Below are 11,993 nucleotides of genomic sequence, written 5' to 3'. Positions count from 1 at the left end.
ATTTATTATTACTCAACAAAAGTCGATTTTGGTGTTGAAATAAGACTCTGTGCACAGGCATAAGCTGAGCTCCATGCCCACTGGAAATTATATCCACCTAACCAACCCGTCACATCAACGACTTCTCCAATAAAATAGAGTCCTTTGACTTTCGTGGCTTCCATTGTTTTAGAGGAAAGGGCACGAGTATCTACGCCACCTAGTGTGACTTCTGCGGTGCGATACCCCTCAGTACCATTGGGCTGAACTTGCCATTCTTGTAGTAACGTTGCAACTTGCGTAATACGTTCATTACTAAGTTGAGTCAGAGAAACATCGGGTAACTGTTGATTTTCTATCATTATCTCAATAAACCGCTTTGGTAATAAGCGAGAAAGCGTATTTTTTAATAATTGATTCGGATGTTCTTGACGTTTTTCTTGTAGAAGGTTTTCAAGATCAATATTTGGAAGTAAGTTAATACTTACATACTCACCTGGCTGCCAATAACTAGAGATTTGCAAAATAGCAGGACCAGAAAGGCCACGATGCGTAAAAAGAATGTTTTCTTTAAAACTCGTTCCATTTTTTGCCGTCACAATAGCAGATATAGCTACGCCAGATAGTTGGCTTAATTGTTCAAGTTGGGGTTTATGCAATGTAAAAGGAACTAATCCTGCGCGTGTTGGTAAAACAGAAAGCCCAAATTGCTCTGCAACTTTATAGCCAAAAGGAGTTGCACCTAAACCGGGCATTGAAAGACCACCACTGGCAATAACGACTGAAGATGTTGTGATTGTTTTTCCATCAACAAAAATAGTAAAGCCTACATCTGTTTTCTCGATTTGCGTAACCTCACTACGTAAGCGAACACTTACTTTCCCTTTTTGACATTCAGTGAGTAATAAATCAACAATTTGTTGTGCTGAATCATCACAAAATAGCTGTCCTAACGTTTTTTCATGATAGGCGATGTTATGTTTTTGCACTAATTCAATAAAATCCCATTGTGTATAGCGAGCAAGCGCTGACTTACAGAAATGAGGGTTCTCTGATAAATACGCTGATGGTTCGATATACATATTGGTGAAATTACAGCGTCCGCCACCTGACATTAGAATTTTACGGCCTGCTTTTTTGCCATTATCGAGGACTAAAACAGATAATCCTGCTTGTCCTGCTAAAGATGCACAAAAAAGCCCCGCGGCACCTGCACCTATAATTACTGTATCGTATGATCCCACAATGATGCCTCGTTCTTAGTTTTTACTGACTACTTAATCAATGATTTTCGCGTAAGATCAGCATGTTTTTGTAAAATTATATGGAGAAATCTGTATTTTTCACCTAAATTCGTATTAGCAAGGAAAAAATTTGTCAGAAATTTACTTTTTTTTTATTTTTATTAATTGGATGATATATAAGGAATTATCTTAAAAAGACTCTGATTTTGTTGGTTATCAAATCAAAAAAAGGTTAAATTTCGCTTCCACCGTTCGCATTTGTCGCTGATAATGCGCCGCGTTCATGTCCAACTAACTGGCTTAACGTCTATGCTACATTTGTTTACTGACCTAGAATTTCATACAGGTTTAATGTTAGTTTTAGCACTGCTATTTGTGCTATTTTATGAAGCTATTAACGGCTTCCATGATACCGCAAATGCGGTAGCAACAGTTATCTATACTCGTGCTATGCGTGCGCAATTTGCGGTCGTGATGGCGGGTGTATTTAACTTTCTTGGAGTTTTGCTCGGAGGATTGAGCGTAGCTTATGCTATTGTTCACTTGTTACCGACAGATCTTCTGCTGAATGTGAGCTCAGCTCATGGCCTCGCCATGGTCTTCTCGTTGCTGTTAGCTGCCATTATCTGGAACTTAGGTACATGGTATTTTGGTATCCCAGCATCAAGTTCACATACGCTGATAGGTGCTATCATTGGTATTGGTTTAACAAATGCTATCGTGACAGATTCGTCTATCGTTGATGCGTTAAACGTACCTAAAATGATCAGTATCTTCCTGTCACTCATTCTTTCTCCAATTATCGGCTTGGTTATTGCAGGCGCGATGATTTTCTTACTGCGCCGTTACTGGAGTGGTACGAAAAAACGTCGTCGTATTCACCTGACACCAGCTGAACGTGAGAAGCAAGATGGTAAGCGTAAGCCGCCATTTTGGACCCGTACTGCACTGATTTTATCAGCAGTTGGGGTGAGTTTCTCTCATGGTGCAAATGATGGGCAGAAAGGTATCGGTCTTATCATGCTGGTATTAATTGGCGTAGCGCCTGCGGGCTTTGTCGTCAATATGAGTGCGAGCGGATACGATATCACCAAAACTCATGATGCAGTTGTACACTTACAACAATATTATGAGAAACATCAGCCAGCGCTACAGCATGCTATTGATAATACACCAGTAGTACCAGCACAAGCTGATGCTAGTGATACAGATTTTCACTGTAATAGCGCAAGAACGCCAATTGTTCTGAATCAAACAGAACAGATGCTTGCAAATATTAGCTCTTATGACGAGCTAACAGCAGACCAGCGTGCTCAAATGCGTCGATTACTTATGTGTATCGCTGATACCGCAACAGAAGTGGCTAAATTACCAGAAACTAGCGCCCAAGATGCACGGTTCTTAAAAACATTGAGTCGTGACCTGCTAAACACGGTGGAATATGCTCCGATTTGGATCATTATCGCAGTGGCATTAGCGCTCTCTATCGGGACAATGGTAGGTTGGAAACGCGTTGCAGTAACAATTGGTGAGAAAATTGGTAAAAAAGGTATGACTTACGCACAAGGGGTTTCTGCTCAAGTAACAGCCGCAGTTTCCATTGGTGTAGCAAGTTATACGGGTATGCCTGTATCAACAACTCAAGTTCTGTCATCTGCAGTTGCAGGTACGATGATTGTTGATGGTGGTGGTGTTCAAACTAAGACAGTGAAAAACATTGCGCTGGCTTGGATCTTAACATTACCTGTTAGCATTGGTTTATCAGGCTTACTTTATTGGATATCACTTACATTTATTGTGAATAGCTAATAGTAGCAAATTACCCAAGTTTGTTTATAAACGGTGACTTTTAGTCACCGTTTTTTGTTTTTGTCTCTACCAGAAAAGCATCGCAATTAAACTTGCGACAGCCAAAATACAAAAACGACTAACAAGATAAAATTGCCGATAAATTCGTTCGCAACGCATAATAACTTCAGGATTATGATGATTGATGTATTGGCGTTGGTTGATATAGCGGATCAGCCGTAACTGCTTTGAAAATTGTCCATGCATAGTAAAAAATCCATTGCCATCCACTGATTGGTATAGCAAAGGATCAGATTGACGCAGTATTGTGAGTAATACCCGAATAGATGAAAAATAACGCATCATATTAATCAGGCAAAGAATACATAGCGCCCAAAAGACAACAATGACATTAAACATAATCCCCTCCCTAGAATAATAGATTCTGAGATGAGAAAATCTTTACCAATAAAGGTTACTTTTTCTCTAATTTAAGTTTAGGTGAAATTAAGCAATAAACAAAAGTGACTTTTTCAAGTTGTTTCCTTTTTCAGAAAAAAAAATAAAAAATAACTCTAAAAGGGTGTTTTTGTTGTTTTTTATACTCAATTCTCATTATTATGATGATATTGTCGGTGAATGACATCGTGCTAATCTAAAATGGTGTATATTGTTATTTATCGATAGATGCTTTCTTGATGATTTGACATAAGTTGTGATCAAGACGACATCTAACTTTCATCTTAAAACGTTATATTTAATACATAGGATTTAGGCTTAACCGCCTTTCCAACCGATTAATCAGCTTATGGAAGGAGTTCACGATGGCTTATAAGCATATTCTAGTGGCAGTTGATTTATCCCCTGAGAGTAACGTCTTAGTACAGAAAGCTGTATCTATGGCAAAACCCTATAATGCCAAAGTTTCCTTAATTCACGTTGATGTTAACTACTCTGATCTTTATACCGGTCTAATTGATGTCAACCTCGGTGATATGCAACAACGTATTACTGATGAAACCCGTAACGCGTTAAAAGACCTTTCTGATAAATCGGGTTATGAAATTCAAGAAACCCTGAGCGGTAGCGGTGATTTAGGTCAAGTTCTGGTTGATGCGATTAAAAAATACGATATGGATTTAGTCGTTTGTGGTCATCACCAAGACTTCTGGAGCAAATTGATGTCATCGGCACGCCAACTAATTAATACTGTGCATGTTGATATGCTAATTGTTCCTCTTAAAGATGATGAATAATAATCGATTGCTTGTTTAAGCAAAAAAAATGCCTGCTTATGCAGGTATTTTTTTGCCTAAAATTCCTATTTTTCCGACAGTTAAACTGAGTCAACCTTTTTTATTTGTCTAATTATGAAAAAAATGTCTTGAAGTGTGAATACATTTTAATGATATATTCAAGAAGCAAAACAATATCAACCTCACAAAAACCCAAAAATATTCCGAATAAATGAGGTTATGTCATCATCACATTACACAAAAAAGGAATAGTTGAATGAATATATCTGGCTCATTATCTTCGTTTTTAGAAGGGGTAGAAAAATATAACGCTCATCAACCTGAGTATCATCAGGCGGTTCGTGAAGTTTTTACCACTTTGTGGCCTTTTTTAGAGAAAAACCCACAATATCGTGAACAATCATTACTTGAGCGTTTAGTTGAGCCTGAACGAATTATTCAGTTTCGCGTCTGTTGGTTAGATGACAAAGGGCAAGTACAAGTTAACCGTGCATGGCGCATCCAATTTAACTCAGCCATTGGACCTTACAAAGGTGGTATGCGTTTTCATCCATCAGTCAATCTTTCCATCCTAAAATTCTTAGGTTTTGAGCAAACATTTAAAAATGCATTAACTACATTGCCGATGGGGGGAGCCAAAGGTGGTTCTGATTTTAATCCTAAAGGTAAAAGTCATGGGGAAGTGATGCGTTTTTGTCAGGCACTGATGACTGAACTTTATCGCCATTTAGGCGCCAATACTGATGTTCCTGCGGGTGATATTGGTGTAGGGGCTCGAGAAGTTGGTTTTATGGCCGGTATGATGAAAAAGCTGTCTAATAGTAATGAATGTGTATTTACAGGTAAAGGCCTTTCATTCGGTGGCAGTTTAATCCGTCCAGAAGCCACAGGGTACGGTTTAGTTTACTTTACTGATGCAATGCTTAAACGTCATGGTATGTCTCTTGAGGGAATGCGTGTGGCGGTTTCTGGTGCAGGTAATGTTGCACAGTTCACTATCGAAAAATGTTTAGAATTAGGTGCTAAGGTAATAACTGCATCAGATTCAGGTGGTACTGTGGTTGATGAAGCTGGATTTACGACTGAAAAACTCGCTCGACTCACTGAAATTAAAAATAATTACGGTCGTGTTGAAGAGTATGCAAAAGAATTTGGCTTAACATATCTTGAAGGTCAACAACCTTGGGCAGTTCCTGTTGATATTGCTTTGCCTTGTGCAACACAAAATGAGTTAGATTTAGAAGCAGCTAAAGTGCTTATCAAAAATGGTGTGAAGGCGGTTGCTGAAGGTGCAAATATGCCAACAACAATCGCAGCAACTGATGCCTTTATTGAAGCAGGTGTTCTTTTTGCACCAGGTAAAGCGGCTAATGCCGGTGGTGTTGCAACCTCTGGTTTAGAGATGGCACAGAATGCAGCACGTTTAAGCTGGAAAGCGGAGAAAGTCGATGCTCGCTTACATCACATTATGTTAGATATTCACCATGCTTGTGTGAACTACGGTGGTGAAGGTAAGCAGACTAATTATATTCAAGGCGCGAACATTGCAGGCTTTGTTAAAGTCGCGGATGCAATGTTGGCTCAAGGCGTACTATAAATTTTATCTATTCTGAACGGGTGTTTAACACCCGTCAGATCCCCTTGAATCTGCTACCCTCGTTTACCTATCTTATCTTTTTCAAATTTTTCATCTGCTATCCTTAAAAAAGAGGCACTTTATAAAGTGATTATTTTTGTAGGAGAAATTTATGGCAATGCAGATCGATTTTACTCTACCAAATAAAGTCGCTGTTATTACTGGTGGAGCCGCTGGAATTGGATTATCTATTGCTAAGATGTTTATTCAGAAAGGGGCAAAAGTCGCGTTATTAGATAGATCCGAGAAAGTTGAGCAAGTTGCTCAGCAATTAAATAGTGCAGTTGGTATTCAATGTGATGTCACAAATGAAGAGTCTGTACATCGTGCGGTTTATTCCGTATTTGAAGAATTTGGCCATATTGATATTTTGGTGAATTGCGCAGGTATTGTCGCGTTAGCGCCTGCGGGATCACTTTCTGTTGAGGACTGGAATAAAACGTTATCAGTCAATTTAACGGGGACATTTTTGTTATGCCAAGAAGTGGGAAAATATATGTTACAACAAGGGCAAGGGAAGATTATCAATTTGGCCTCTCAAGCAGGTGTGATAGCTTTGCCCGAACATATTGCTTATTGTGCTACTAAAGCGGGTGTTATCGGTATGACCAAAGTGTTAGCGTCAGAATGGGCACCTAAAGGTTTACAAATCAATGCAATATCTCCCACTATTGTGATGACCGATTTAGGAAAGCAGGCTTGGGAAGGAGAGAAAGGTGAAAAGATGAAAGCTCAAATTCCAGCTAAACGCTTTGCAGAACCAGAAGAGATTGCCGCAGCCGCTGTCTTTTTAGCGAGTAATGCTTCAGATATGATAAATGGTCATAATCTTGTTATTGATGGTGGGTATAGTATTCAATAATCAGAAAATAGAAGAAAAGCTGTGGTGGTGTAATAAAGGGGCTTTTATAGCCCCTTTATAATAAAAGGATAACCTTAAACACAAGGATAAATATCAAAGCGGTGATTTTTGGTTGTTACATTGGCATGTGCAGTCTGATTATTTAATGGTTCTGCGTAGTCGGGTCTTTTTACAACGACACGTTTTTTCGCCAAAGTCATTGCGGGTTCTAATAGCGCATCTGCATCTTCATCAGCACCCACTAAAGACTGAAATACTCGCATCTCTTTTTTTACTAATGCACTTTTCGCCTTATGTGGATACATAGGATCAAGATAAACAACATCAGGAGGGGGGGTGATCTCAGTGAGTGCTTGGGCTGAAGAGGCATGAATTAACGTCATTCTCTCTTGCATCCATTCACCAATATCAGCATCAAGATAAGCACGCTTTAGGCCGTCTTCAAGTAATGCAGCAACGACTGGGTGGCGCTCTACCATTCTGACTTTGCAACCAATAGACGCTAATACAAATGCATCTCGACCAAGTCCTGCTGTCGCATCAACAACATCAGGTAGATAGTCTTTTTTGATCCCAACCGCTTTTGCTACCGCCTCACCTCGACCTCCACCAAATTTACGACGATGTGCCATTGTGCCTTCTACGAAATCCACATAGATGCCACCTAATTTAGGTTCATCTTGTTTGCGTAATTCAAGGTGAGTCGGTGTTAATACTAAAGCCATGATTTGCGTTTCGTCGTGAACTAGTCCCCAACGTTGCGCTAAATCAGATAAGGCGCTGTTATCAGCGCCTTCTTCACAAAGTAAACAGATATTCACATATCATCCTTTAATGCCGTAGCCTTTAAGCATAGCATCAAGTTTCGGTTCACGACCACGGAAGCGCTTGAATAGCTCCATTGGTTCTTCTGAACCACCACGAGTTAAAATATTATCAAGGAATGATTGGCCCGTTTCGCGGTTAAAAATGCCTTCTTCAGAGAAGCGAGAGAAGGCATCAGCTGCCAGTACATCTGCCCATAAATAGCTGTAATAACCGGCTGCATACCCACCTGCAAAGATATGGCTAAAGGCATGAGGGAAACGCGCCCAAGGTGTTGAAGGAACAACAGAAACTTGTTCTTTCACACTGTTTAAGGTTTCCATTATACGAGCTCCCTTCGTTGGGTCGTACTCTGCATGTAAACGGAAATCAAACAAACCAAATTCTAATTGGCGTAATACAAACATAGCGGACTGATAATTTTTTGCTTTAAGCATATTATCAAGCATTGCCTGTGGTAATGGCTCGCCAGTTTCATAATGACCAGAAATAAAGGCTAATGCTTCTGGCTCCCAACACCAGTTTTCCATAAATTGGCTTGGTAATTCAACTGCATCCCAAGGTACGCCATTAATACCGGCAACATCAGCAGTATCAATTTGCGTTAACATATGATGCAAGCCATGCCCAAACTCATGGAACAGTGTGGTGACTTCATTATGAGTAAAGAGTGCTGGTTTATCGCCTACCGGCTTATTGAAGTTACAGGTGAGATAAGCAACGGGGTTTTGTAGCTTGCCATCAGCATGACGCATTCTTCCTATGCAATCATCCATCCAAGCGCCACCACGTTTGTGTTCGCGAGCATATAAATCAAGATAGAAACTACCACGTAAAGTGTTACTTTCATCATAAAGCTCAAAGAAACGGACATCATCATGCCAAGTGTCGATGTCGTTACGTTCTTTGGCTGTTAAACCATAGATACGATGAACAACTTCAAATAAACCACTTAAAGCACGCTGTTCAGGGAAGTAAGGACGTAATTGCTCATCATCGATTGAGAACAGGTGTTGTTTCTGTTTTTCGCTGTAATAAGCCAGATCCCAAGACTCTAATTTATCAACACCATAGTGCTCTTTTGCAAATTGAGTTAACTCAGCCAACTCTTCTTTACCTTGTGGGTGAGCGCGTTGTGCTAAATCAGTTAAAAAATCAAGGACTTGTTTTGGAGACTCCGCCATTTTAGTGGCAAGTGATTTTTCAGCGTAATTTTTAAAACCAAGTAGTTGGGCGAGTTCGTGACGTAATGCGAGGATTTCCGCCATTATTTCACTGTTATCCCACTGACCTGCATTTGGACCTTGATCTGATGCACGCGTGCTATAAGCGATACTCATCTCTTTTCTTAGTTCACGATTATCCGCATAGGTCATCACAGGGAGATAGCTAGGCATATCAAGTGTTAACAGATAGCCGTCTTGCCCTTTGGCTTGCGCGATAGCTTTTGCAGCATCAATCGCACTTTGTGGCATACCAGATAGATCGTCTACATCAGTAATTAATTTAGACCAACCCATTGTGGCATCTAATACGTTATTTCCATATTTAGCGCTTAATTCAGACATACGCGCGCTAATTTCACCAAAACGCTGTTGTTTCTCTTTAGGTAAACCGATACCTGATAATTCAAAGTCACGTAATGCGTTTTCAATCGCTTTTTTCTGTGGTTGAGTTAACGCATTAAAATCAGCACTTTCTTTAATTGATTTATAAGCTTGATATAAGCCTTCATGCTGTCCCATCCATGTACTGAATTCAGATAGCAACGGTAAACTTTGCTCATACGCTTCACGTAGTTCAGCACAGTTTTTAACAGAATTTAAATGGCTAACGGGGGACCAAACACGAGAAAGTTTATCGCCAGCTTCTGCTAAGGGTTGGCAAAGGTTATCCCAGGTAAATTGCGTGTTATCAGCCAGTAATTTTTCGACGGTTTGGCGATAGGTAGTTAAAACTTCTTTTAGTGCAGGAACAACATGTTCTGGTTTGATAAGGGAAAATGCAGGCAATCCCGTTGTGCTAAGTAATGGATTTGACATAAAAAACATCCTGTATTTGGGTTTGCAGTGACGTAAAATACACCACTGAGTTTATTCGTTATAGATAGTAAGATGAGGATGAAACTGTATAAGTTCAATAGTATCGCGGTAATTATCCGAAGTTTTACTCAAAAACGGGATTATTTTATTTGAAAGAGGTTTTATTGATTTGATGCACTTGGGATTAAAAATAATTCAGCGTATAATCATTCCGTTATTTCCTTTTGACCATATTTAAAAATGGAAGATCATCGTCCCCGGTGGGGCGGCTGGACTTCAAATCCAGATGGGGCCGCCAGCGGTCCTTGGCAGGTTCGACTCCTGTGATCTTCCGCCACTCAAGTTCAATGTACTTCCACAAAACTCAAATAATCCCTTAAATATTAGTTAGTAAGATAATTTATGCTCTCCTGATGTCAACCCGACTCACCCTACACTTGTTTTAGTGGTACTTGCTGAAGCGAGTGATCTGCGAAACCAAGCAAAGAAGATACTCACTGCTGGTGGTGATCTCAGAGAAATAGAAAAAAAGAGTAGGCGAATCAAGAACTCAATACGGATAATACCTTTGGAAGGACATCTTTCCTTAAAGATTTTCTGGCTTAAATTGCCCTAAATGGAAAGAAATCGATAGAGGGCAAAGTGGAGTAAAAGTGAATTAATAAATCGTCTATTATAAAGTTCATCGGTTTTATAACAAAATAGGGAGTGAATAGTGAAGAAAATAACGGGTTGTCTCATCTTGGGATTGTTATCAGTAAGTATGTCTGCATCAGCAACAGAAGATAGGTACGCCAGTATTACTCACACTAAAGAAAGTTTTCTTAACCAAGGTTATTGTAGTTATGAATTCTCATTAGATAATGGTGGCAGTCATATGTCACTTGATAATGCAGGATTTGGCGCTTTAGAAATGACTTTGCAGATGAAAGATAAAAAAGGAAGTGTTATCGGTAATGAAGTGCTTGAAGTTGAACCTTTTGGTGAGATGGGGGCTAACCGTTCAATTACAGCATCTTTAGAAGTACTGTGTAACGATATCGGAGAGTTTAAAGTGATTAAGGTCGTTGAAGATAAAAACGGTCGTAAAGTCCAATTACCACTCAGTATTTTTGAGCCAATGAACCCAGAGCTTGCCAAGATGTCTGTGAGTGGCTCTAAATAACACTTTCTGTTTATTATTGTGCTGGTGGTTTGCTAGCACAATAATAACTTTATAAAGTTAATCGTTATATGTGAAGTTAATTTTATTTTTTATAAATTATGAAGTTAGTGCTGAGTTAGTAATTATCTTAATTGTGTGTTTTATTTCATTGTTCGTGTCCGCTTGGTGTTGTGAGTTCAATTAATCAATTCAGCACTATCCTTAAATAAGGATAGGCATTAATGGGGGCACTGCTATTTATCCAACTCAGTAAACTCATTTAATACCATTATCCATTAAATTCGACTCCAGTGATCCCACTCATTGCTATCTACTCCAATTTAATTACAGCTAATCTTAAGATATGTAGCATATTGTTATTTCATAAAATAATGTGGTTTCTTACTATTTACAGATGTCCTTATCTTTTTATTAAACATGATATATTGTTATTCATTGTTTATTTATAGCGCACAGAGCGGAGGTAATTTGATGAGTGATAATCTTCCTGAAGTACCACCGGGCGAATTTGTTTTGTTTCGAAGTGAAGGTGGACAGACACTCGCGTCGAATGCCGTTTTGAGTCGGATACGCTGTGGTTATCTTAGGCTGAAATTGCCAATTTTTATCAGGTAACACCTCAGGCAATAACTCAACATGTTAAAGCTGTTTACGAAGAGGGTGAGCTTGTACAAAATTCAACTTGTAAGTCTTTCTTACAAGTTCGACAAGAAGGTAATCGGCAGGTTAATCGCAACACGCTGCATTACAACCTCTCAATGATCCTCGCGATTGGCTACCGTGTCCGTTCTGTTCGTGGTACACAGTTTCGTCAGTGGGCAACGCAAACTCTGGAGCAGTATCTGGTCAAAGGGTTTGTGATGGATGATGAGCGTCTGAATAACCCGCCTATCGGCCAATCAGTCGTGCTAGATTACTTTGATGAGATGCTCGAACGCATCCGGGATATTCGCGCTAGTGAGAGGCGAGTATATTTACGGGTGAAAGAGATATTCACCATGGCAGCGGACTACGAACCTTCCAATAAAGAAACCAATCGTTTCTTCCAAACCATGTGACTGCTCCCCGCCCTGTCGGGCGAGGCTTCCCACTTCTTAGACCGCAACCGTCTGTGCGACGGATTTACGCTGGCCTCCATGGGCAGAAACGACGAGTCCCGCCGCTTGTAATTCCAGTATGCCCTTGCGTTCGATGTT

9 protein-coding genes, 1 tRNA gene and 2 pseudogenes are annotated in these 11,993 nt (G+C 39.8%); 7 read left to right on the top strand and 5 right to left on the bottom strand.

Going from position 1 to position 11,993, the window contains the following annotated elements; genetic code table 11:
- Positions 1-8 precede the first annotated feature (8 nt).
- On the bottom strand, positions 9-1,223 hold the full coding sequence (locus DK858_RS12825) for a BaiN/RdsA family NAD(P)/FAD-dependent oxidoreductase (protein ID WP_109397750.1): 1,215 nt from the start codon (positions 1,221-1,223) through the stop codon (positions 9-11).
- Positions 1,224-1,532: 309 nt separating this feature from the next.
- Here DK858_RS12825 and pitA point away from each other — a divergent pair, with 309 nt between their 5' ends.
- On the top strand, positions 1,533-3,032 hold the full coding sequence (pitA, locus tag DK858_RS12820) for an inorganic phosphate transporter PitA (protein WP_109397749.1): 1,500 nt from the start codon (positions 1,533-1,535) through the stop codon (positions 3,030-3,032).
- Between the two features lie 66 nt (positions 3,033-3,098).
- On the opposite strand, the gene uspB is transcribed toward pitA, so the two are convergent.
- Positions 3,099-3,431, bottom strand: coding sequence for a universal stress protein UspB (gene uspB, locus DK858_RS12815; protein WP_006534411.1), 333 nt, complete (start codon positions 3,429-3,431; stop codon positions 3,099-3,101).
- A gap of 404 nt (positions 3,432-3,835) precedes the next feature.
- Here uspB and uspA point away from each other — a divergent pair, with 404 nt between their 5' ends.
- From uspA to DK858_RS12800, 3 genes are all read left to right on the top strand, one after another.
- Positions 3,836-4,267 (top strand): universal stress protein UspA, encoded by a 432-nt coding sequence (gene uspA / locus DK858_RS12810; protein ID WP_023583131.1) that lies wholly within the window; start codon positions 3,836-3,838, stop codon positions 4,265-4,267.
- A 256-nt stretch (positions 4,268-4,523) separates the two neighbouring features.
- Positions 4,524-5,864 (top strand): NADP-specific glutamate dehydrogenase, encoded by a 1,341-nt coding sequence (gdhA, locus tag DK858_RS12805; protein ID WP_109397748.1) that lies wholly within the window; start codon positions 4,524-4,526, stop codon positions 5,862-5,864.
- A gap of 151 nt (positions 5,865-6,015) precedes the next feature.
- Positions 6,016-6,765: an SDR family oxidoreductase gene (locus tag DK858_RS12800; RefSeq protein WP_109397747.1), complete on the top strand. Its 750-nt coding sequence runs from the start codon at positions 6,016-6,018 to the stop codon at positions 6,763-6,765.
- A gap of 74 nt (positions 6,766-6,839) precedes the next feature.
- Here DK858_RS12800 and rsmJ read toward each other — a convergent pair whose 3' ends face one another.
- Together rsmJ and prlC are read right to left on the bottom strand one after the other, a co-directional pair.
- On the bottom strand, positions 6,840-7,586 hold the full coding sequence (rsmJ, locus tag DK858_RS12795) for a 16S rRNA (guanine(1516)-N(2))-methyltransferase RsmJ (RefSeq protein WP_109397746.1): 747 nt from the start codon (positions 7,584-7,586) through the stop codon (positions 6,840-6,842).
- Between the two features lie 3 nt (positions 7,587-7,589).
- Positions 7,590-9,632 carry an oligopeptidase A gene (gene prlC / locus DK858_RS12790; RefSeq protein ID WP_109397745.1) on the bottom strand — a complete coding sequence of 681 codons (2,043 nt, stop codon included), beginning with the start codon at positions 9,630-9,632 and terminating at the stop codon, positions 7,590-7,592.
- A 242-nt stretch (positions 9,633-9,874) separates the two neighbouring features.
- On the opposite strand from prlC, the gene DK858_RS12785 reads away from it, so the two are divergent.
- From DK858_RS12785 to rhuM, 3 genes and pseudogenes are all read left to right on the top strand, one after another.
- Positions 9,875-9,969, top strand: a tRNA-Sec gene (locus DK858_RS12785).
- Between the two features lie 378 nt (positions 9,970-10,347).
- Positions 10,348-10,797 carry an IrmA family protein gene (locus DK858_RS12780; RefSeq protein WP_036914279.1) on the top strand — a complete coding sequence of 150 codons (450 nt, stop codon included), beginning with the start codon at positions 10,348-10,350 and terminating at the stop codon, positions 10,795-10,797.
- A 471-nt stretch (positions 10,798-11,268) separates the two neighbouring features.
- Positions 11,269-11,852: pseudogene (rhuM, locus tag DK858_RS12775) on the top strand (RhuM family protein); the annotation flags it as partial.
- A 39-nt stretch (positions 11,853-11,891) separates the two neighbouring features.
- Here rhuM and DK858_RS12770 read toward each other — a convergent pair.
- Positions 11,892-11,993 (bottom strand): annotated as a pseudogene (locus tag DK858_RS12770) (RNA-guided endonuclease InsQ/TnpB family protein); the annotation flags it as partial.

Origin of the sequence: Proteus faecis (assembly GCF_003144395.1) — a bacterium.
GTDB lineage: Bacteria > Pseudomonadota > Gammaproteobacteria > Enterobacterales > Enterobacteriaceae > Proteus > Proteus faecis.
Note: the sequence above shows the minus strand (reverse complement) of the source record. Positions and strands in the feature narration are given on the sequence as shown.

Excerpts from the sequence above, each read along its gene's own strand:
- pitA (WP_109397749.1), top strand. The coding sequence starts at position 1,533 with ATGCTACATTTGTTTACTGACCTAGAATTTCATACAGGTTTAATGTTA.
- uspB (WP_006534411.1), bottom strand. The coding sequence starts at position 3,431 with ATGTTTAATGTCATTGTTGTCTTTTGGGCGCTATGTATTCTTTGCCTG.
- uspA (WP_023583131.1), top strand. The coding sequence starts at position 3,836 with ATGGCTTATAAGCATATTCTAGTGGCAGTTGATTTATCCCCTGAGAGT.
- gdhA (WP_109397748.1), top strand. The coding sequence starts at position 4,524 with ATGAATATATCTGGCTCATTATCTTCGTTTTTAGAAGGGGTAGAAAAA.
- DK858_RS12800 (WP_109397747.1), top strand. The coding sequence starts at position 6,016 with ATGGCAATGCAGATCGATTTTACTCTACCAAATAAAGTCGCTGTTATT.
- prlC (WP_109397745.1), bottom strand. The coding sequence starts at position 9,632 with ATGTCAAATCCATTACTTAGCACAACGGGATTGCCTGCATTTTCCCTT.